This window comes from Ruegeria sp. YKSE079 (assembly GCF_059612845.1).
Map to the genome: position 1 here is coordinate 154,668 of NZ_JBXWRJ010000005.1, position 19,335 is coordinate 174,002.

The 19,335-nt window shown below is 56.1% G+C and carries 22 protein-coding genes; 9 read left to right on the forward strand and 13 right to left on the reverse strand.

What is annotated here, in order from left to right:
* Positions 1-5: 5 nt before the first annotated feature.
* The 5 genes from AC2FMY_RS06575 to rplM all read right to left on the reverse strand — a co-directional run bounded on the left by AC2FMY_RS06575 (position 6) and on the right by rplM (position 3,499).
* On the reverse strand, positions 6-1,064 hold the full coding sequence (locus tag AC2FMY_RS06575; RefSeq protein WP_480750886.1) for an adenylate/guanylate cyclase domain-containing protein: 1,059 nt from the start codon (positions 1,062-1,064) through the stop codon (positions 6-8).
* Complete coding sequence (locus tag AC2FMY_RS06580; RefSeq protein WP_480750885.1) at positions 1,061-1,429, reverse strand: group I truncated hemoglobin; 369 nt, start codon at positions 1,427-1,429, stop codon at positions 1,061-1,063. The genes AC2FMY_RS06575 and AC2FMY_RS06580 overlap by 4 nt, the downstream gene beginning before the upstream one ends.
* A 168-nt stretch (positions 1,430-1,597) precedes the next feature.
* Positions 1,598-2,416 (reverse strand): glycosyltransferase family 25 protein, encoded by an 819-nt coding sequence (locus AC2FMY_RS06585; protein WP_496807153.1) that lies wholly within the window; start codon positions 2,414-2,416, stop codon positions 1,598-1,600.
* A gap of 135 nt (positions 2,417-2,551) precedes the next feature.
* On the reverse strand, positions 2,552-3,034 hold the full coding sequence (gene rpsI, locus AC2FMY_RS06590; protein ID WP_480750883.1) for a 30S ribosomal protein S9: 483 nt from the start codon (positions 3,032-3,034) through the stop codon (positions 2,552-2,554).
* Positions 3,035-3,040: 6 nt separating this feature from the next.
* The gene (rplM, locus tag AC2FMY_RS06595) at positions 3,041-3,499 is read right to left on the reverse strand and encodes a 50S ribosomal protein L13 (protein ID WP_496743883.1); all 459 of its coding nucleotides are present in this window, start codon (positions 3,497-3,499) and stop codon (positions 3,041-3,043) included.
* 309 nt (positions 3,500-3,808) lie between these two features.
* Between rplM and AC2FMY_RS06600 the strand changes: the two genes are divergently transcribed.
* Positions 3,809-4,348 carry a hypothetical protein gene (locus AC2FMY_RS06600; RefSeq protein WP_496743881.1) on the forward strand — a complete coding sequence of 180 codons (540 nt, stop codon included), beginning with the start codon at positions 3,809-3,811 and terminating at the stop codon, positions 4,346-4,348.
* A gap of 26 nt (positions 4,349-4,374) precedes the next feature.
* Here the strand turns inward: AC2FMY_RS06600 and AC2FMY_RS06605 are convergent, their stop codons facing one another.
* Positions 4,375-5,778, reverse strand: a complete 1,404-nt coding sequence (locus tag AC2FMY_RS06605) for an aminotransferase-like domain-containing protein (RefSeq protein ID WP_496807154.1) — start codon at positions 5,776-5,778, stop codon at positions 4,375-4,377.
* Between the two features lie 100 nt (positions 5,779-5,878).
* Between AC2FMY_RS06605 and AC2FMY_RS06610 the strand changes: the two genes are divergently transcribed.
* Positions 5,879-6,106 carry a DUF1127 domain-containing protein gene (locus AC2FMY_RS06610; RefSeq protein ID WP_496807155.1) on the forward strand — a complete coding sequence of 76 codons (228 nt, stop codon included), beginning with the start codon at positions 5,879-5,881 and terminating at the stop codon, positions 6,104-6,106.
* Positions 6,107-6,169: 63 nt separating this feature from the next.
* Here the strand turns inward: AC2FMY_RS06610 and AC2FMY_RS06615 are convergent, their stop codons facing one another.
* Positions 6,170-6,613 (reverse strand): PaaI family thioesterase, encoded by a 444-nt coding sequence (locus AC2FMY_RS06615; protein WP_480750878.1) that lies wholly within the window; start codon positions 6,611-6,613, stop codon positions 6,170-6,172.
* 58 nt (positions 6,614-6,671) lie between these two features.
* On the opposite strand from AC2FMY_RS06615, the gene AC2FMY_RS06620 reads away from it, so the two are divergent.
* The 4 genes from AC2FMY_RS06620 to gluQRS all read left to right on the forward strand — a co-directional run bounded on the left by AC2FMY_RS06620 (position 6,672) and on the right by gluQRS (position 10,559).
* Entirely contained in the window at positions 6,672-7,457 is a 786-nt protein-coding gene (locus AC2FMY_RS06620; protein WP_480750877.1) for an enoyl-CoA hydratase, read from the forward strand.
* Positions 7,458-7,724: 267 nt separating this feature from the next.
* Positions 7,725-9,065 carry a methylenetetrahydrofolate--tRNA-(uracil(54)-C(5))-methyltransferase (FADH(2)-oxidizing) TrmFO gene (gene trmFO / locus AC2FMY_RS06625; RefSeq protein WP_496743875.1) on the forward strand — a complete coding sequence of 447 codons (1,341 nt, stop codon included), beginning with the start codon at positions 7,725-7,727 and terminating at the stop codon, positions 9,063-9,065.
* 37 nt (positions 9,066-9,102) lie between these two features.
* A complete protein-coding gene (locus AC2FMY_RS06630) occupies positions 9,103-9,717 on the forward strand; it encodes a class I SAM-dependent DNA methyltransferase (RefSeq protein WP_496743873.1) in 615 nt (204 codons plus the stop codon).
* Positions 9,714-10,559, forward strand: coding sequence for a tRNA glutamyl-Q(34) synthetase GluQRS (gluQRS, locus tag AC2FMY_RS06635; protein ID WP_496743872.1), 846 nt, complete (start codon positions 9,714-9,716; stop codon positions 10,557-10,559). Before AC2FMY_RS06630 ends, gluQRS begins: the two co-directional genes overlap by 4 nt.
* A 2-nt stretch (positions 10,560-10,561) precedes the next feature.
* On the opposite strand, the gene hisI is transcribed toward gluQRS, so the two are convergent.
* Positions 10,562-10,921 carry a phosphoribosyl-AMP cyclohydrolase gene (gene hisI / locus AC2FMY_RS06640; RefSeq protein ID WP_480750873.1) on the reverse strand — a complete coding sequence of 120 codons (360 nt, stop codon included), beginning with the start codon at positions 10,919-10,921 and terminating at the stop codon, positions 10,562-10,564.
* Between the two features lie 67 nt (positions 10,922-10,988).
* On the opposite strand from hisI, the gene AC2FMY_RS06645 reads away from it, so the two are divergent.
* Together AC2FMY_RS06645 and AC2FMY_RS06650 are read left to right on the forward strand one after the other, a co-directional pair.
* Entirely contained in the window at positions 10,989-11,441 is a 453-nt protein-coding gene (locus AC2FMY_RS06645; protein WP_480750872.1) for an iron-sulfur cluster assembly scaffold protein, read from the forward strand.
* 56 nt (positions 11,442-11,497) lie between these two features.
* Positions 11,498-12,136, forward strand: coding sequence for a MarC family protein (locus AC2FMY_RS06650; protein ID WP_496743870.1), 639 nt, complete (start codon positions 11,498-11,500; stop codon positions 12,134-12,136).
* Positions 12,137-12,321: 185 nt separating this feature from the next.
* Here AC2FMY_RS06650 and AC2FMY_RS06655 read toward each other — a convergent pair whose 3' ends face one another.
* The 5 genes from AC2FMY_RS06655 to sciP all read right to left on the reverse strand — a co-directional run bounded on the left by AC2FMY_RS06655 (position 12,322) and on the right by sciP (position 17,984).
* On the reverse strand, positions 12,322-12,444 hold the full coding sequence (locus tag AC2FMY_RS06655) for a hypothetical protein (protein WP_480750870.1): 123 nt from the start codon (positions 12,442-12,444) through the stop codon (positions 12,322-12,324).
* 110 nt (positions 12,445-12,554) lie between these two features.
* Positions 12,555-14,645 (reverse strand): ATP-dependent DNA helicase RecG, encoded by a 2,091-nt coding sequence (recG, locus tag AC2FMY_RS06660; RefSeq protein ID WP_496743922.1) that lies wholly within the window; start codon positions 14,643-14,645, stop codon positions 12,555-12,557.
* Positions 14,642-16,768, reverse strand: coding sequence for an NAD-dependent DNA ligase LigA (gene ligA, locus AC2FMY_RS06665; RefSeq protein ID WP_496743868.1), 2,127 nt, complete (start codon positions 16,766-16,768; stop codon positions 14,642-14,644). Before ligA ends, recG begins: the two co-directional genes overlap by 4 nt.
* A 122-nt stretch (positions 16,769-16,890) precedes the next feature.
* Entirely contained in the window at positions 16,891-17,607 is a 717-nt protein-coding gene (gene ctrA / locus AC2FMY_RS06670; RefSeq protein WP_496743866.1) for a response regulator transcription factor CtrA, read from the reverse strand.
* Positions 17,608-17,693: 86 nt separating this feature from the next.
* Positions 17,694-17,984, reverse strand: a complete 291-nt coding sequence (gene sciP / locus AC2FMY_RS06675; RefSeq protein ID WP_480750998.1) for a CtrA inhibitor SciP — start codon at positions 17,982-17,984, stop codon at positions 17,694-17,696.
* A gap of 133 nt (positions 17,985-18,117) precedes the next feature.
* On the opposite strand from sciP, the gene mnmA reads away from it, so the two are divergent.
* The gene (gene mnmA / locus AC2FMY_RS06680; protein WP_496743864.1) at positions 18,118-19,263 is read left to right on the forward strand and encodes a tRNA 2-thiouridine(34) synthase MnmA; all 1,146 of its coding nucleotides are present in this window, start codon (positions 18,118-18,120) and stop codon (positions 19,261-19,263) included.
* Positions 19,264-19,335: the final 72 nt, after the last annotated feature.

Sequence of the window (19,335 nt, forward strand, 5' to 3'; positions counted from 1 at the left end):
GAAAGTCAAAACCGTGGGCTGGGGTGCGGCTTGCGAAGCTGGGACGTGACGTTGATCAAGTCAACGGTTCCCATTCCCTTGATATCCACCGGCCCCAAATCAGACACCTGGAACTCGTCAATCAAGGCAAATTTCATCTCTTCCGGTGCCACGATCTTCATCGGATTGGCAAAGACCTGAAGACGAGAAGCCATGTTCACGGCCGGGCCGAAAACGTCATAGACATATTTCTGGATGCCCACGACCGAACCGACGGCAGCACCTGTTCCCAACCCGATCCGCGCCCGCCATTTGTGCGGATGGCTTTCGTTACGTCGTTCCAGATACCTCAAGAAACGGGTGGCGCAATGCGCGACCGCGGTTGCATGATCCGGAGTCGGATCGGGCATGCCGGATACCGCAAGATAGGCATCCCCAATGGTTTTGATCCGTTCGCACCCGTATTGTTCGACGATCCGATCGAAAGCGGTGAAGATATCGTTCAACTCTCCCAGCGTTATCGTGGGATCGGTTTTCGCGGCAAAATCCGTGAAATCGACAAAGTCCAGCATCACGACCGAGACACTCTCGTAAAGCTGCGGGGTAACGACGCCAAAGGTCTTGAACTCTTCATATACCGATCTTGGCATGAGGTTCAAAAGCAGCCGCTCTACCCTTTCCTTCTCGCGTTCCAGTTCCCGCGTGTTCCGCTCGACCATTGTCGAATAGCTGTCGATCATGCTTTCCAGCTCGCGGATTCGGGTGATGTTCTGGCATTCGACGACAAGTATTTTTTCATCCAACGAGTTGGCCAGTGAAATCGCAATCGCAAATATCAGCGTCCGCCGCTTGGGCTTGATCTGTAATTCGATCGTATATCGCAGACCATTGGTGCGGACATTATCCAGTTCCGCAGTGTCCAACCCCTGCAGGACGTCGGTCAGAGTGGCCTCTGCCTCCGGTTTTCCGAACCACTCGGCAAAGGGTTCGTTTTGAAATACAAACGTTAGATCCGAGGCACGGACCACGGCAATTCCGACACCAATTGCACGCAAAAGATGCTCGTTGATGGCGGCAATACTCATGCCGCGTCCCGGACAACGATTATGGAACGTTTACCTTCGATGGCCGTCAATGCCGTCCTTATATCCTCTTCCGTCAAGCCATGCGCCGCCAGAGCGTTGGCAAACAGGTTGGTCATCTCGTCGAAATCAGTATGGCTGATGTTGAGATTTCGATGAACCGCCTCGATCCTCTCATCGCTGAACGAGGCTGGCCCGCCAATAAGAGAAGAGATGAATTTCGTCTGATGATCCATTAGCCGCGGCATGTCGATATCCGCGAAATAGTCCCCGATCTGGTCGGAATCCAAGGCCATCTCATAGAATGTCATTACGATCCGGCTGATGGTTTTGAACCCGCCGTATTTCTCGTAAATTGTTTGGCTCATGCACCCTCACCGGAAAACCACTGCGCATCTAACATGGTTAGGATAGTACATAAGGCGGCTTTTGTTAAACTTTTTGAATATACGACCATTACTCGATCTAATCGCTGGGCATTAACGCCCTTCCGAGGTTCGTCCGAACTTGCCCGGTCGCGGCACATACTTGCGAAATCAGACGCTCAGATCGTCAGCCCCTGGAATGAAGCCGATAAAGCCCCCACCCTTTTTGAGGCGGGCATCACCGCCGACTTTGCGCCGCAATTTTTCACCCGCACCATAGAGCTCCCTGCGCAGGCGAAACCATGGCGGTCCCTTGTCAAGATTGCTGTTTATGGTCGGATCGGATTCCCGTTCGCTGGATTTTACCACCGCATCCAAATTCGAAGGAGACTTCGACCAGACAAGCTGAACTCCAACGGCTGGAAACGCCTGAAACATCTTCCAGTCTGGGCGGGGGATGGAGATGAAATCGTCCAGATGATCGGAGTAGCATCGAGACCAGTTCAGTAGTTTGCGGCACCCGCTTTGGGACAAGACATAGGCTGCTGCACTGGGTGCCATCTCCAGCATTGGCCTTACGCACATGCCGTTAAGAACCTGCTTCGGCCCAAATCGAAGCGCGCGTGGCGAATAGTCGAGCTTGACCATGTCGAACTCTTCAGACGCTTCGAGAACAGCCCTGATGACACGACCCGCACTGCAGGACATTTGCACGTCATCCTCGAAAATCGCTACGGCAGCGAGATCATCAGCGACCGCCCGCTGCCATATTGCCCTGTGACTTTCGAAACAGGCGATTTCGCTAAGCTTCAACCCCCATCGCAGGCCGCTGCCGGGACGATACCCGTTTCCGAACGCACCTGGAGGCTTGCTGGCATCGACAGCGCTGAAACGCGTCGCCGCCAGTTCCAAAGAGTTGAACTGCTGCTCCATGAATTCCCGGCGCTGGGGAACACGGTCCAGATTGATGTAGTATATTCCGGTTTGCATATCGCTGATCGCCCGCCAACCTATCCAACCGCTTCGCGCATGCGCATTAGTATCGCGCTACGGCAGAAAATGGAAAAATCGCACAAAAAAGGCCGCGCACCCGGCGCGGCCCTTTCGAAGCTTGGAGCCCGAAGATTAACGCTTCGAGAATTGGAACGAACGGCGGGCCTTGCGCTTACCGAATTTCTTACGTTCCACAACGCGGCTGTCGCGGGTCAGGAAGCCAGCGGCTTTCAGTGCGCCACGCAGGTTCGGATCGTACAGCTGCAGGGCTTTCGAGATGCCGTGCTTGACCGCGCCGGCCTGACCGGTCAGGCCACCGCCCTTGACGGTTGCGACAACGTCGAATTCACCTTCGACACCGGCAACCTGGAACGGCTGGCGCAGGATCAGCTGCAGAACGGGACGAGCAAAATAGACGTCCTGATCTTTGCCATTCACGGTGACCTTTCCGGAACCCGGCTTGATCCAAACGCGGGCAACGGCGTCTTTACGCTTGCCAGTAGCATATGAACGGCCCAGCTCGTCGCGAACGGGTTCGCGCGGTTCGTCTGCAACCAGGGTTTCAACGCCTGCGACGGCGCTCAGCTCTTCGAGAGTATTGATCTGATCAGCCATCGGTCATTAGCTCCGGGTGTTTTTCTTGTTCATGGACTTCACGTCCAGAACTTCGGGCGCTTGCGCCTCATGAGGATGCTCGGCACCGGCGTAAACGCGCAGGTTGGTCATCTGCTGACGCGCCAGACGGTTGCCCGGCAGCATGCGCTTGACCGCCTGGGTCACGACGCGCTCGGGGTGTGCGCCTTCAAGGATCTGCTGCTTGGTGCGCGACTTGATGCCACCCGGGTGGCCAGTGTGCCAATAGAAGTGCTCTTCGCGCTTCTTGCCGGTCATCTGGATTTTGTCAGCGTTTATCACGATGACATTGTCGCCCATGTCCATGTTCGGGGTGAACGACGCTTTGTGCTTGCCACGCAGGCGCATGGCGACGATCGAGGCAAGACGGCCCAGAACAACACCCTCGGCGTCGATCAGGATCCACTTCTTGTCGATGTCTGCAGGTGTTGCAGAAAAGGTTTTCATGGCAGGATAGTCCTGTTTGATGTGAAAGACCGACCCAATGGGCCGGCCCGAATTCGATGCTCGGGTTTTATTTGCGGATTGATTGCACGTCAAGTGCGCCAACATCCATTTAATTGTTTGTTTTTAATGTCTTAAAAAATAGGTATTATTTTACCCCATATCTAGCAAGCTAGAGACCGGGCAGTTCAGTAGCAGTTTCGCAACAGCACCCGCCAATGGAGAAAAAAATCCCATTACTCGCTTGACCGTATGTCCCCAAGTCTCGACATGGGGAGACTTAGAATAACTACATAACTACTAGGAAAAACAATGAAATACCGAGTGTTTGCAATTCTGGCAGGATCTGCGCTTTTAGCCGCGTGCACCAACGGGGCTCCGATTACTTCTCCACCTGTGCAAGTGACTGTAAAAAACAGCAGCATCAACAATAGCAGGATCCTTGGCTACACCGAACCAGTTGTACGCACATTCCTTTCTCAGGGCGATGGTACAGAAGTCATTCAGGAAGTCTCCCACAATCAAAAACAAAAGAGCCCCAGCGAATCTGAAATAACCGGTGTCGCTTGCGAAATAGATTCAGCTGAAATTTCGGCAAAATTTGTTACCCCGGCAATCGTGCGTGTCCCCAAGTTCAAAGGTAGACCGACGACAATTCGCATGAAATGTGCCACGGAAACACTCGAAGCTACTTATAAGTTTGAGCCTACCCTTGACGGCGTGATAGTCGCGGGCCCGTCCGTTGCAGGATTGATTGCAGCAGCAGTCTCTGCGGGTGTTGCGGCCAGCCAGAATAGCTGGAGCTATGGCGCAAACGATATTTCGGCTTGGATACCTCTTACCGAAAAATAGTAATTGCGCCCGAGACACCCGCCCGATCAAACACTAATTTGCTCTGGCGGGTTGTCCAGAAGTTTGCGCAACCGAAGCATTGCCTCTTCGAACCGTGTCAGCGAAACATGCGCGTTCATGGCGATGCGCACCGCGTTCGGCGCACGGCCATCCCGCAAAGCGAATTCGTCTGCCGAGCGCAACTGTATTCCTTCCCGCTCGGCAGCTCGCGTAAACGCCGCTGACCGCCACCCCGAGGGCAACCTCAGCCAAACAAACGGCACTTGCGGATCCCACACTAGATCGAACCCTCCGAGCGAATTCACAGCAACACGGACGTATTCAGACATACGCGCCCTGATTTCGTTGGCCAGATCACGCGTCCGAGGATCGCTGAGAAGCAGCCTTGTCAATTCAACCAGTGGCTGGGCCAGCCCGAAGTAACCATACTCGGCAGACCGCCTCAAATCCCCACTTCGCCCTTCTGGGGCGATTGCAAATCCGACTCGCAAAGCGGGTGTCAAAGTTTTCGAGATCGACGAAACATGCCACCCTCGTTCCGGGGACAAAGCGCGATAGCTTGGCGCGCGCGCATCGCCCATCCGATAGCAGTCATCCTCGATGATCTGCAGATCATACTTGCGCGCAACCGCGACGATTTCCTTGCGCCGCTCCAGGGGAGAGTGGCTGCCCGTCGGGTTCTGCACTTCGGGAGATACACAAACCGCCTGCGCCGAAGTTTGACGCAGGACATGATCCATCGCTTCGGGGCTGATGCCCCATTTGTCCATCCTGATCCCGATCACTTCCGCACGCATCAACTCTCCGGCGCGCCGGAACCCGGCATAAGACAGGTCTTCGACCAGAAGAACAGGTTTCGGGCCACTCAGAATCGTCTGGAACACGACGCACAAACCGTTCTGACCGCCATGCGTCAAAACGATATCGTCGGACGTCACAGGCCCGAGCGGCAGTTCGGACAGCCAATCCACAACCGCCTGACGAGCGGGTTGGTATGCGTCGCGCGTTGGATAGTTCAGGAACATCGCCGGATCGGCCCGCGCCACCTTGTTCAAGCACTCTCGTATAAGCGCCACCTGCCCCACGTCCGCCAACCGGGGACTGAACAGGCTGACATGCCTTGCATTTTCGGCCTCTTGCAAATGCAGTTGCCTGGACCAAACGTCATCCATGATCGGAGATTTCGGAGGGGCGACAAATGTACCGCGCCCCACCTCGGCCTGAAGCAAACCTTCATCCGTTAGAACCGTATAGGCCCGCGCCACAGTTCCGGGTGTAATACCCAGCTTGAATGCCAGTTCGCGGACTGGTGGCAACTTGGCGCCTACATCCAAAGCTTTTGAATCTATCGCTTTTCTGATGGTGTCGGCCACCAGTGTATACTTGGGCCCTTGGGTTTGAGGCAGCGCATCGGTCCAAATTGTACTCATTACAATCTTTCCTTTGCCTTTAGGTGATTCCGGAATGTATCAAGAACTTGTATCAATCAGCTTAATATTGTGTCAATACAATTTGGAAAGGACATCCGTCATGACACGCGCAATGCACAACCCCGCCCTGTCGCTGCTGAACGCCAGCCCCCGGCTGCCGCTGATCGCTGCTCTGGCCGTGCGTTTTGCCGCGACCGTGACACGTTGGGAGCAACGCCGCCGCAGCCGGATCAACTTGAGCCGGCTGGACGACAGGCTGCTCAAGGATGTTGGGCTGACGCGAATGCAGTCCCGTCGCGAGGCGAGCCTGCGATTCTGGCAGCTGTAAACTATCCCCAGTCCCGGTTATTTCGGGACCTCTTCCTGGGCCGGGGACGTTCCCCGGCCTTTTTTAACCCGCCGAGGCTGCAACTGACCCCGCGGGCGGTATCGAATAGGTCATCGTTGCGCGCGCAACAGGCTTGTCGGAGCCTTCCGAAAACATGAGAACATCCCCGACGGCCAGGGTGCGCCCAAGCTTGAGCAACCGGCATTCGGCTCTCATTTGCGCGGCGCCGTCCGGTTTGCGCATGAAGTCCATCGAGCAATTTGTGGTAACAGCCAGCGCCATGCGCCCCAAGCGCGCAAGCACTATCGCGTAGACACTGACATCCGCCAAAGCGAACATTGACGGCCCAGACACTGTCCCGCCCGGGCGCAAATGCCGCTCGGCAGTCAGAAGACGCATAGTCACTGATTCCTCGGTTAGATTGTCGATGGCAAAATCCTCTTTGACCTGCGGAAACACCTCGGCCAAGTAATCCGCCAGTTCTTCCTTGTTCATTGCCAACGACATTCTTCCCCTCCTCCGTTTCTGTGCTTAGAGTTGCCCCGACTTACGAGGGGAGAGCAAGATGGCAATTCTGGAACGTCACGACACGGACGCCGTTCGGCACTTACGCCTTAACGCGCCGGATCGGCTGAACGCCCTGAGTGACGAAATGCTCGCGGCACTACAGATGGAACTGGATGCGTTGCACCAGGCCAGGGAAATCCGCGCGGTGATCCTGTCGGGGGCGGGCAAGGCATTTTGCGCGGGTCACGACCTGAAACAGATGACCGCAGGACGCCAAAACGAGGACAAGGGGCGCGCGTACTTCAAGGATCTTTTCGACCGGTGCGCCCGCGTAATGATGACGATCCAGCAAGTACCGCAACCCGTGATCGCTCAGGTACACGGGATCGCAACAGCCGCAGGGTGTCAGCTTGTGGCCACCTGCGATCTGGCAATTGCGGCCGACGGTACCCGCTTTGGTGTGAATGGTGTAAATATCGGCCTGTTCTGCTCTACCCCCATGGTGGCGCTCAGCCGGAACATTCCCCGCAAGCAGGCATTTGAGATGCTGACCACTGGACAGTTTATCGATGCGGCACGCGCGACTGAACTCGGCCTGATCAACCGCGCTGTTCCCGCACAGGAGCTGGCAGAGCAGGCACAGGACCTCGCAGAACTCGTCGCTTCGAAACTTGGGAGTGCCGTCAAGATCGGCAAGCAGGCGTTTTACCATCAAATCCCGATGCCTGTCGACCAAGCCTATGCCTATACCGGCGAGGTGATGGTCGAAAACATGCTCAACCGTGACACCGAAGAGGGAATTGCCGCATTTATCGAAAAAAGAGACCCAAGTTGGACACAATAGGTCGCTGGTGGCCTTATTGATTCAACTTGTTGATATCTTTCTGATCCTTCCCTTCATTTTGCTTTCAAGTTCGGTCTTATTGTGGCAAGGATTAAGTAAGGCAAAGACCTGACCGACACTTTTGGGTCGCCGCAGGCGGAAGGTCCCTCCAGGCCGGATTCTCTCACCGGCGTTGACATTCCCGTACCGGCGACCCCAAATCCCCCCAAAATCGCGACAAGCTTTCTGGCGTTGCACTAAGTGGTGCCCTGCCCTATGTGGCTCAGCATGACAGAGGCATTGCATATCGTTGGCGGCGGCATGGCCGGGTCCGAGGCCGCCTGGCAGGCGGCGGAAATGGGCGTTGATGTGGTCATCCACGAAATGCGCCCCAAAGTCGGTACTTTTGCGCATCACACCGGCAATCTGGCCGAGATGGTTTGTTCCAACTCGTTTCGCTCGGATGACGACGAACAGAACGCGGTTGGCCTTTTGCATTGGGAAATGCGCGCGGCGAACGGCCTGATAATGACTACGGCAGACGCGCATCGCCTGCCGGCCGGCGGGGCCCTGGCCGTTGATCGTGATCCGTTTGCGGAGGCCGTGACGGCGAAGCTGCGTGCGCATCCTCGCGTCTCGATCTCTGAGGAGGAAGTGACAACGCTGCCCGGCAGCGGCACATGGATATTTGCGACCGGCCCCCTGACCTCGCCCACACTTGGAGCGTCGATCAGGGAGAAAACCGGTGCCGAGTCGCTGGCCTTTTTTGACGCCATTGCCCCCATTGTCTATGCCGACAGCATAGACATGTCGCAGGCATGGATGCAGTCGCGCTATGACAAGGGCGATACCGAAGAGGAGCGCACTGCGTACCTGAACTGTCCGATGGATCGCGATCAATACGAAGCGTTCATCGATGCGCTGCTGGACGCAGACAAAACCGAGTTTCATGAAGGTGAAACGGCAGGATACTTTGATGGCTGCCTGCCAATCGAAGTCATGGCGGAACGCGGGCGCGAGACTTTGCGCCACGGGCCAATGAAGCCGGTTGGCCTGACAAACCCGCACCACCCGGATGTAAAGCCCTATGCGGTTGTTCAACTGCGTCGCGACAATGCGCTGGGAACTTTATTCAATATCGTTGGCTTTCAAACCAAGATGAAATACGGCGCCCAGACTGACGTGTTCCGCTTGATCCCGGGTTTGGAAAACGCCAGCTTTGCGCGGCTAGGTGGAATTCACCGCAACACGTTCATCAATTCACCCACGTTGCTAGACTCCGAGATGCGGTTGAAATCGCAGCCAAACATCCGCTTTGCCGGGCAAATCACGGGCGTCGAAGGCTATGTCGAGAGCGCCGCCATGGGTCTTTTGGCTGGCCGTTTCGCCGCAGCTGAAATCCTAGGCGATCACCTTCCACAAGTTCCGCAGGACAGTGCGATGGGGGCCTTGATCCATCACATTACAGGCGGGGCCGAGGCCAAGACCTTTCAGCCAATGAACGTGAATTTTGGCCTGTTCCGCCTTGTCGACGGTCTGAAAGGCGGTCGCCGCGGCCGCAAGGATCGTTACAAGGCCTATACTGACCGGGCCAAAGCGGCCTGGCTGGATTGGTTGGCGCAATCCTGACTGGACGTACGCGAAATCTCATGCCTAATGTTCAGGTATGAGTGAGAAATTTCTGAAGAACACTTACGATCTGCAGTCGCCCGAAGCCACGCGCGAGCACTATCAGAAATGGGCCGCGACCTATGACGAGGAGATCGGGGAGAACGGCTATGTCACACCGGGCCGCATAGCTGAAGCGCTTTGGTCGAAGCTCCCGGAACCCGACACGCCGATTCTGGATTATGGATGCGGAACAGGTTTGTCAGGCGTTGCCTTGTCACGGGTCGGATTCAAGACCATCGACGGCATGGATCCTACCCCCAAGATGCTTGAGGGAGCAGCTGCCAAGAATGTTTATCGCGATTTGAAAACTTTCGACATCACCAATCCGAACCCGCTCGTTCAAGGATCTTACAAGGCCATTACCGCCGCCGGGGTTCTGGGCGTGGGCGCCGCTCCGCCTGCAACTTTCGACCTGCTCATGAAGGCGTTGCCAAAGGGTGGTCTGCTCGCATTTTCGCTCAATGATCATGCTTTGGCGGATCGTGCGTATACGGGTCGCCTAAGCGAATGGCTTGATATGGGTGCTGCACGACTATTGTTCCGCGAACATGGAACGCACCTTCCGGGATTGAACCTGAAGTCCGAAGTATACGTTGTTGAAAAAGCGTGACAATAACGACCCGCTTTGCCCCTTCACCTACCGGACCTCTGCATTTGGGACACGCCTTTTCTGCGCTGATCGCCCGAGACATGGCCCACGACAATGGTGGTACATTCCTGTTGAGGATCGAGGATATCGATACCTCGCGATCCCGGCTGCACTGGGAAACCCAAATCTATGACGACCTGCTTTGGCTAGGCTTGTCATGGCCAGAACCCGTCATGCGCCAGAGCAGCAGACTGCCCCGTTACAGGCAAGCTCTGGAACACCTGATTTCCAAGGGTGTGGTCTATCCCTGCCGCTGCAATCGCACGGACATCGAGGCCGCAGCGGGCGCGCCACAAGAAGGCGTACCGCAATTCGGACCTGACGGGCGGATCTATCCGGGGACTTGCCGCGCGCGACCCATTTCGGAGACCGGGCCCGATGATGTTCTGCGTCTTGATATCTCAAAGGCGCTGGCGTGCACTGATCGTCGTTCATTTCAGGAAACCGGCCCGCAACATACCGGTTTGCATCGACTTGAACCGGACATCCTGTTGGCTGGTGTTGGCGACATCATCCTTGTTAGGCGCAACATGGGAAGCTCCTATCACCTGTCGGTCGTTGTCGACGATGCAGATCAACAGATCACTCATGTCACAAGGGGCGAGGATCTGTTCGAAGCCACCCGGATTCACGTTCTTTTGCAAACACTTTTGGGCGTTCCAACACCGATCTATCACCATCACCGCCTGATCCGTGATGAGTTCGGCAAACGTCTGGCCAAGCGTGATGATGCCCGAGCAATAGGAAAATTTCGCGACGACGGCGCGACTCCGGAAGATATCCGGGCCTTGGTCGGGTTTTGAGGTCAGGCCTCGGGTGCCATCAACTCCACTTCTTCACCGTTCCGAACTGCGACATAGAAACAGCTCCGCCGGTTGGTGTGGCAGGCTGGGCCGGTCTGTCGGACCTTCACCAATAAGCAATCTCGATCGCAATCGACCTGAAAATCCACCAATTCCTGCACGTGGCCGGAACTTTCACCCTTGACCCAGAAGGCCTGACGCGATCGGGACCAATAGGTCACGCGACCTGTTTCCAGCGTCTTCGCAACTGCCTCAGCATTCATCCAGGCCATCATCAGAACTTCGCCTGATGCCTCATCCTGGGCTATTGCAGGAACAAGGCCGGCATCGTTGTATTTCAGCGAAGAAGGATCGAACATCATGGACAAAAACCTTTTGCATCCCGGAGCACGGCCACTATGTATGGGGAACAGACCACGAGGGAAACCCATGTCCGGCGAGACCGATCTGATCAAGCTTTATTCCGGCCGCATACTGGCGCTCGCGGCGGATATTCCGCATCTCGAACGGCTGGAACACCCGGACGCAACAGTCAAGAAGCGTTCGCCCCTTTGTGGATCAACCGTGACAGTCGACATCAAGGTCGAAGACGGCAAAATCATCAACTTTGGGCAGGACGTAAAAGCGTGCGCATTGGGACAGGCATCGGCATCGGTCGTAGGGGGCGCCATCATAGGCGCGACGCGACAACAAGTTGAAGCTGCCCGAGATCAACTCAAGGCGATGCTCAAGAACGACGGACCTGCACCAGATGCCCCTTTTGATGGGCTGGAGGTGTTGATGCCAGCTCGCGACTATAAAAATCGCCACGCTTCAATCCTTTTGGTTTTGGATGCCACGGCAGAAGCAATGGCAAAGGCAGAGCAAGCCAATTGCGCATGAACATGGATTTTGCGAACAAACCGGCCTAGTCTGCGGCCAGTTTGTTGGTGGAGTTCATGTCTGATCTTCTCGAGACGTTTGTCACCCTTTGGGTGGTTATCGACCCCATTGGTACGATCCCTGTTTTTGTGGCCGTGACCGCAATGCTGGATGCCAGAGCGCGCCGATGGGCCGCATTTCAAGCCGCCCTTGTGAGTGCAGGGGTCCTTTTGTTTTTTCTGATCTTCGGTCAATTGCTGATCGAAGCTCTGGATATAGGGTTGAATTCGTTCCAGGTCGCAGGTGGAATCATTCTTTTCCTGTTCGCTCTCACCATGATCTTTGGAGAGAGCAAGGCAAACTCGGATCGGCGCCAGATAGAGGAAGAGACCGCCGAGGAAATCCAGAAACCAAATCCCGCCATATTCCCACTTGCCGTGCCTTCCCTTGCCTCTCCCGGTGCAATGCTCGCGATTGTCATCCTCACCGACAACACAAGGTTCGGCGTTGCCGACCAAACCATCACGGCGGCGGTCATGCTGACGGTGATCGCCATTGCGTTCGTCATGATGCTCTTGGCCGATCCGATCATTCGCCTGATCGGCCACGCAGGATCGGCCATTGTCAGTCGCGTGATGGGGATGATCCTGGCGTCGGTCGCCGCTCATTCCGTTTTGTCAGCTCTTCTTGATATCTTCGAGACCGGCCAGCTTTGAAAAAAACCGCCGCTCCTCCCGGGCGGAGAGGGCGGCGGCAGGTTGTGCGTGTCTCGCGAGGGATCCGGATAGCCAGTTCGAGGCCGAGGCATGGCCTCTCAAGGGTCTTGGGACAGGTCGTTACCCAGGCATCCAAATGGGGATAAAGATGCAGGCGGCCGGCACGAGATCGCAGGCAGAAAGGGTCAGAAACCTCCGGGCAGGTGGAGCGCAACCATCAGCATCACAACCAGGGAAGCGGCGCCAACAGCGTCTTGCAGCAGCGTTTCCTGCGAACGGTTCAATGCGGTCTTGATCTGCTTCAGCATGCTCTCACCTCCGGTCAGGTTTAATCCTTTGTTGACCTTTTGTTCTCATTTTTCATCGGGTCTGTAAAGAACTTTTTGAGAACATTTGTGAACTTTAAGGGATTCTTTGCCTAACCCACTGAAATCAAACGGATCGCCTGATCCTGTTTCATCAGCCACAAAAGAACACGAGCTGCCCTGCCCCGTTCCGACGTCAAGTCTGGGTCTGAAAACAGGAGCGAACGAGCGTCAGATTGCGCAACCGCCATCAAGCCGGCTTGACGCTCAAGGTCCGCGATCCGGAACTTGGGAAGCCCCGATTGTGCGGTTCCGATCAGATCTCCGGCGCCGCGCATTTGCAGGTCCGTTTCGGCAATCCTGAACCCATCTTCAGTCTCGCGCAGAACCTCCAGACGTCTGCGGCCCCCTTCGCTCAGCGGTGACTGATACATGAGCAAACAGGTCGAGTCGGCCTCGCCACGTCCAACACGGCCGCGAAGTTGATGCAATTGTGCGAGGCCGAATATCTCGGCCCGCTCTATTACCATGATCGACGCATTCGGGACGTTCACCCCAACTTCGATCACCGTGGTTGCCACCAGTACCTTGGTGTCACCCCCCTGAAACGCGGCCATCGCCTCGTCCTTTTCGGCTGGCGGCATTTGACCATGCACCAACCCGACCACGCCATCGCCCAACACCGCACGCAGACGTTTGAAGCGGTCTTCGGCCGCGGTCAGGTCCGATACTTCGGATTCGTCAACAAGTGGACACACCCAGTAGCATTGGCGGCCTTCGGCAATGGCTCGGCGCAAGTGGTCCACCACATCGTCCAGCCGTTGGGTACTGATGATGGCCGTTTTGATCGGCTTCCGTCCCGGTGGCTTTTCGTCCAGAACCGAAACATCCATGTCGCCGTACTGCGCGAGTGCAAGGCTGCGCGGAATGGGCGTTGCGGTCATCACCAGAACATCTGCCGCGATACCCTTTTCTGCCAGTTCCATCCGTTGTCGTACACCAAATCGATGCTGCTCGTCGACGATGGCGAGGCGAAGATCATGAAACGTCACGTCGCTTTGGAACACGGCGTGTGTACCGACGAGAATGTGAATGTCACCTCGTTTGAGCGCCTCCAGTTTGGCCTTGCGCTCTGCCCCTTTGTCACGACCGGTCAGGATCTCCAGCACCACGCCGGCGTCTTCTGCCAATGGGCGCAACCCTTCGAGATGTTGCCGGGCAAGAATCTCGGTCGGAGCCATCATTGCGCCTTGCCCGCCCGCCTCGACCGCGAGCAACAACGCCATGAACGCCACCAGGGTCTTGCCTGCCCCGACGTCCCCCTGCAACAGACGGTTCATGCGAGTTGGTGCAGCCATGTCTGCGGCGATTTCTTCCATGGCTCGCACTTGCGCGCCTGTAGGCCGGTACGGGAGACTGCCCAAAACCTTGGATTGCAGAATGCCTGTTCCGACACTGATCAATCCGCGCGACTTTCGCTCGCGCTGACGGGCAAGCGCCAAAGTCAACTGATGAGCAAGCAATTCGTCATAGGCCAGCCGTGCGCGGGCCGGAGCGGTGGGAACCACGTCATCCAGCCCGCTGGGTTCATGTGCTGCCCTTATTGCCGCCTGCCAGTTGGGCCAGCCCTCCTTGGCCAACTGAGCCGGATCAATCCATTCCGACAGGTCCGGTGTCCGCGCCAAAGCGCTTTGCGCGGCCTTGAAGGCCGTCTTTTGCGTCACACCCTGCGTAAGGTGATAAACCGGTTCGAAATCCGGAATATCGTCTGCCTCTTCTACCGGCAACATATGATCCGGGTGCACCATTTGCGCCATGCCGTCGAACAGTTCCAGCTTGCCTGACACGACGCGGCGCGCACCTTGGGGAAGGATCTTTTTCAGATAGTCACCGCGGGCATGAAAGAAGACCAGTTGAAAATCTGTTTGTGAATCCTCGACATGGATTCGGTAGGCTCCTCCCTTGGTTCGTGGAGGCCGATGCGCGCCCACTGTGATTTCAACAGTCAGCGTAGACGGGAACTCTGCCCCTTTGATCGTATCCCGGCGCCGACGGTCAACTACGGCATAAGGCAAGGAAAACAACAGATCCCTCGGCGTCTCGATGTCGAGATGGCCGAAAAGCTGCGCTGTTTTCGGCCCCACTCCTTCCAGCGTCTCCACCCCGGCAAAAAGCGGGAAAAGCTGTTCTGGTCGCCCCTTCATGCGCTTTCGATCAGCTGCAGCCAACCGTCTTCGTCCAGCGTCTCGATACCGAGTTCGGCGGCTTTTTTTGCCTTTGATCCGGCACCGGGCCCGGCGACAAGCAGATCCGTTTTCTTGCTGACCGATCCGGCAACCTTAGCCCCCAGCGCTTCGGCCCGCGCTTTGGCTTCGGCACGTGTCATCTTTTCCAAAGTGCCGGTAAACACCACAGTTTTCCCGGCTACGGGGCTGCCGGATGTATCGGGGCGTTTCGCATCCAACACCGTAAGCTGGGCCACCAGAGCATCGATGGTTTCACGCTCTGCCGGTTGTGCAAAGGCCGAGACCAGCGCCCGCGCCATGACCTCTCCGACACCGTCAATGCTCAACAGGTTTTCCCAATCCGGTCCCTCGAAACCAGCGGCCGCAGTAATCGAACGCTCGAACTCCGGCCAGGTGCTGTAGTGGTTGGCAATCAAGTTCGACGCTGCCTCGCCGACATGCCGGATACCCAGGGCAAACAGTAGGCGTCCGAAGGGTATGGTACGTTTTTCATCAATCGCCGCCCAGAGGTTTGCGGCACTCTGTGCACCCCAACCTTTTCGCTTGGCGAGTTTGGTCAGGTTGGCCGCATCCCGATCGTGCAGCGTGAAGATGTCGACCGGAGTTTTCACCGGCAAATCGGGATCGTCGTAAAACATTTCAATCTGCTTGGCCCCTAGCCCCTCGATGTCAAACGCCTTGCGCGAAACAAAATGCTTCAGCTTTTCGACGGCTTGTGCAGGGCAAATTATACCCCCCACACAGCGGCGGACTGCATCCCCGTCCTCGCGGATTGCGTCGCTGCCACATTCCGGACACCTGAGCGGAAAAACAAAAGGCTCGGCCCCGGCCGGACGTTTGGCAAGATCGACATCTGCCACTTTGGGAATCACGTCTCCCGCGCGGTAGACCTGCACCCAGTCGCCCACGCGAATGTCCTTGCCACCGCGAATGGATCCTCCCTTGGCATCCCGACCGGCAATGTAGTCTTCGTTGTGCAATGTTGCGTTCGAGACGACTACACCGCCAACCGTCACCGGTGACAGGCGCGCCACTGGGCTGAGCGCGCCGGTCCGGCCTACCTGAATGTCGATTGATTCCAATCGGGTCCAAGCGAGTTCGGCAGGGAATTTATGCGCAATCGCCCAACGGGGTGTTGTCGAACGGAATCCCAATCGCGCCTGCAGGGAAAGATCATTAATCTTATAGACCACACCGTCGATATCGTAACCCAAGGTCGCCCGCTGCGCCTCGATCTCGCGGTAGTGCGCAATCATGTCCCTGGTCGTTTCACAAAGTCGGGTCAACGGGTTGGTCTGAAACCCCAACTGATCCAACCGTCCAATTGCGCGCATCTGAGTATCGCCCAGTGGTTCAGACACCTCACCCCAGGAATAGGCAAAGAACTGCAAGGGGCGTGCGCGCGTGATCTCGGCATCCAGTTGCCGCAGCGACCCGGCGGCTGCGTTGCGTGGGTTGGCAAAAAGCTTGCCCCCGACTTCCGCCTGACGCGCATTGAGCGCCTCGAAATCGGCATGCGACATGTAGACTTCACCTCGCACTTCAAGAACGGCGGGAGCACCGTTCAGTCGGTGCGGGATGTCCGGGACCGTCCGGGCATTCGCAGTGACATTTTCACCGATCTCTCCATCACCCCGCGTTGCAGCCTGAACCAGGTCTCCGTTCTCATAGCGCAAGGACAAGGACAGCCCGTCTATCTTTGGTTCCGCAGTATAGCTGAGTGACGTCTCGTCACCTACTCCGAGGTATTTTCGGATTGAACGGTCGAAATCTGTCACATCGTCGTCGTCGAATGCATTTCCCAGCGACAGCATCCGAACCGCGTGGGTAACCTTGGCAAACCCGTCGCTTGCCCTCGCGCCGATCAACTCAGTCGGGCTGTCCATACGCTTGAGCCCCGGGAACCGGGCTTCGATTTCCGAATTGCGGCGCTTTAGAGCATCGTATTCCGCATCGGAAATCTCTGGTGCGTCGAGAACATGATAGAGTTCGTTCGCCCGGTGTAACAGGGCCGAAAGACGCGCCAGTTCTTCCTGGGCCTGAGCCCGGGTCAATTTTTCCACCGGTAGAGTGTCGTTCATGGCCCCGCCCTGTTGCTCGATCTTGATCACCAGTGATAGGGCGAGGCCATGTTCAGGTCCAGATGTGCCGTGTCGTGAGTGGCGTTTCCGTCCGGGACCTCAGGGACGGTATTTTCAAACGTTCAGGCGTTGACAGCCAATCTGACATTGTCGAGCGGTCTGGTTTGCGGATCGCGAAGGACGTAACCACGCCCCCAAACCGTTTCGATATAGTTTTCTCCGCCGGTCGCATTGCTCAGCTTCTTGCGCAGCTTGCAAATGAATACATCGATGATTTTCAACTCCGGCTCGTCCATCCCACCATAAAGATGGTTAAGAAACATCTCCTTGGTCAGGGTGGTTCCTTTTCGCAAACTCAGCAATTCCAACATTTGATATTCCTTGCCAGTCAGATGAACCGACTTTTCATCTACCTCGACAGTCTTTGCGTCCAAGTTGACTGAAACCCGCCCCGTTCGGATAATCGATTGGGAATGCCCCTTGGAGCGGCGAATAATGGCGTGGATACGCGCCACCAATTCTTCCCGATGAAACGGTTTGGTCAGATAGTCGTCAGCGCCAAACCCGAAGCCTTTGATTTTGCTTTCCGTGTCATCCGCTCCTGACAAGATCAGAATTGGCGTCTCCACCCGAGCTATACGCAACTGACGAAGAACTTCGTGCCCGGTCATATCCGGCAAGTTCAAATCCAAAAGAATAAGATCGTAATCATAAAGCTTGGCCAGATCGATCCCCTCTTCCCCGAGATCGGTGGCATAGACATTCAGATTCGCATGCGTCAGCATCAGCTCGATACTTTTAGAGGTCGTAGGATCATCCTCAACAAGTAGTATGCGCATTACTATCTCTCCGCTTCAATCTTGCTCCAACTTCAAACCGAACCTGATCAAGAATGGTTAATCTCTCGTTACTGATGATTTAAATATTATCTTTCTCCTTTAGGTTGTCTATATTTTTTGATTGCTGTCACTTTCAACGCGTCGATTCCGTGATCGGCAATTGCGGCAATCCAGCCTTTCATTTCCTCATCACTCAGGCCGTATTTCTTTTGCGCTTCGGACATGGTAACGAGGCCATATAAGACAGCACGCACGACCATAGCTTTCCTGGACGCGACCCAGCGCGTTGTATCGTCGGGCGGCAAGTCAGCGCGTGACAGAATCGATCCATCCGGCAAGGTAACGGAACGCGGACCTTGGACTTTATGCAAATACATCGCCTGCTCCTCAATCTGGTCATACACCAGTTTTTCCCAGCCTACTTAACTTCAGGTGAAACCGCCTCTTGAGAGTATCTAGGATTTTCCTATATTCTGCCGGTCTTTCTAAACCCGGACTGGAATTGCTCTGATGGCTCTGGATCACGAGACCCCACTCAACTCTCTTGGCTTTGCCAAACCGCCTTCGGAGACTCGTGTTGTGGTCGCGATGTCCGGCGGCGTGGACAGCTCCGTAGTTGCGGCCTATCTGGCAGATCAGGGCTATGACGTCGTCGGCGTGACACTCCAGCTATATGACCACGGTGCAGCATTGGCCAAAAAGGGCGCGTGCTGCGCCGGGATCGATATCCATGACGCCCGCCGTGTGGCCGAGGAACGTGGATTTCCTCACTATGTTCTCGACTATGAGAACATTTTCAAAGACGCCGTCATCGACGAATTCGCCGACAGTTACCTGGCTGGGGCTACGCCGGTGCCCTGCATTCGTTGCAACGAACGGGTAAAGTTCAAGGATTTGCTGGAGACGGCAAAAGATCTTGAAGCCGATTGCATGGCAACCGGCCACTATATTCAACGCAAGATGGGACCTGGAGGTGCAGAGCTTCATTGCGCCGAAGACGCAAACAGGGACCAATCCTATTTCCTTTTTTCCACCACGCCGGAACAGTTGGACTTTCTGCGATTTCCGCTGGGGCATCTGCCATCAAAGAACGCGACACGGGAAATGGCGGCGCAATATGGTCTGGCGGTTGCGGATAAACCGGACAGTCAGGACATCTGTTTCGTTCCAAATGGAAATTATGCAAGTGTGATCGAGAAACTCCGCCCCGGAGCAGCAGAACCGGGCGAGATTGTCCATGCCGACGGGCGAGCGCTGGGCCAGCACAACGGTGTTATCCACTATACGATCGGCCAGCGCAGAGGCTTGGGAATTGGCGGACTTGAAGAGCCACTTTATGTGGTCCGACTTGACGTGGACAAAAAACACGTGGTGGTTGGCCCGAAAGACCTGCTTGCAACCCGCACTGTACCCGTGCGGGAAATCAACTGGCTTGGCGATGACCCTTTCACTTCGCGCTCTGAATGGCATATGTCCGTCAAGGTCCGGTCGACCCGCCCACCACGAGAAGCCATCCTGCGCCCGCTTTCGGGCACGACCGCCGAAGTCGAGCTATTGACGCCCGAGGAAGGAATTTCACCCGGACAAGCCTGTGTATTTTATGAAACGGGCGGCAGCCGCATCTTTGGCGGCGGTTGGATCTGGCGCGGTTATTGAATTGCGTAAGTTCCCGCTGAGGACTGACCCGGTGTGGTCCTTTTCAGCTTTTCCGGATCTGTCGCATACTCT

Excerpts from the sequence above, each read along its gene's own strand:
- AC2FMY_RS06575 (WP_480750886.1), bottom strand. The coding sequence starts at position 1,064 with ATGAGTATTGCCGCCATCAACGAGCATCTTTTGCGTGCAATTGGTGTC.
- AC2FMY_RS06605 (WP_496807154.1), bottom strand. The coding sequence starts at position 5,778 with ATGAGTACAATTTGGACCGATGCGCTGCCTCAAACCCAAGGGCCCAAG.
- rplM (WP_496743883.1), bottom strand. The coding sequence starts at position 3,499 with ATGAAAACCTTTTCTGCAACACCTGCAGACATCGACAAGAAGTGGATC.
- AC2FMY_RS06600 (WP_496743881.1), top strand. The coding sequence starts at position 3,809 with ATGAAATACCGAGTGTTTGCAATTCTGGCAGGATCTGCGCTTTTAGCC.
- hisI (WP_480750873.1), bottom strand. The coding sequence starts at position 10,921 with ATGATGTTCGATCCTTCTTCGCTGAAATACAACGATGCCGGCCTTGTT.
- AC2FMY_RS06655 (WP_480750870.1), bottom strand. The coding sequence starts at position 12,444 with ATGCTGAAGCAGATCAAGACCGCATTGAACCGTTCGCAGGAAACGCTG.
- AC2FMY_RS06585 (WP_496807153.1), bottom strand. The coding sequence starts at position 2,416 with ATGCAAACCGGAATATACTACATCAATCTGGACCGTGTTCCCCAGCGC.
- rpsI (WP_480750883.1), bottom strand. The coding sequence starts at position 3,034 with ATGGCTGATCAGATCAATACTCTCGAAGAGCTGAGCGCCGTCGCAGGC.
- AC2FMY_RS06620 (WP_480750877.1), top strand. The coding sequence starts at position 6,672 with ATGGCAATTCTGGAACGTCACGACACGGACGCCGTTCGGCACTTACGC.
- AC2FMY_RS06650 (WP_496743870.1), top strand. The coding sequence starts at position 11,498 with ATGTCTGATCTTCTCGAGACGTTTGTCACCCTTTGGGTGGTTATCGAC.
- AC2FMY_RS06615 (WP_480750878.1), bottom strand. The coding sequence starts at position 6,613 with ATGTCGTTGGCAATGAACAAGGAAGAACTGGCGGATTACTTGGCCGAG.
- AC2FMY_RS06580 (WP_480750885.1), bottom strand. The coding sequence starts at position 1,429 with ATGAGCCAAACAATTTACGAGAAATACGGCGGGTTCAAAACCATCAGC.
- ctrA (WP_496743866.1), bottom strand. The coding sequence starts at position 17,607 with ATGCGCATACTACTTGTTGAGGATGATCCTACGACCTCTAAAAGTATC.
- ligA (WP_496743868.1), bottom strand. The coding sequence starts at position 16,768 with ATGAACGACACTCTACCGGTGGAAAAATTGACCCGGGCTCAGGCCCAG.
- AC2FMY_RS06610 (WP_496807155.1), top strand. The coding sequence starts at position 5,879 with ATGACACGCGCAATGCACAACCCCGCCCTGTCGCTGCTGAACGCCAGC.
- sciP (WP_480750998.1), bottom strand. The coding sequence starts at position 17,984 with ATGTATTTGCATAAAGTCCAAGGTCCGCGTTCCGTTACCTTGCCGGAT.
- recG (WP_496743922.1), bottom strand. The coding sequence starts at position 14,645 with ATGAAGGGGCGACCAGAACAGCTTTTCCCGCTTTTTGCCGGGGTGGAG.
- AC2FMY_RS06645 (WP_480750872.1), top strand. The coding sequence starts at position 10,989 with ATGTCCGGCGAGACCGATCTGATCAAGCTTTATTCCGGCCGCATACTG.
- trmFO (WP_496743875.1), top strand. The coding sequence starts at position 7,725 with ATGACAGAGGCATTGCATATCGTTGGCGGCGGCATGGCCGGGTCCGAG.
- AC2FMY_RS06630 (WP_496743873.1), top strand. The coding sequence starts at position 9,103 with ATGAGTGAGAAATTTCTGAAGAACACTTACGATCTGCAGTCGCCCGAA.
- mnmA (WP_496743864.1), top strand. The coding sequence starts at position 18,118 with ATGGCTCTGGATCACGAGACCCCACTCAACTCTCTTGGCTTTGCCAAA.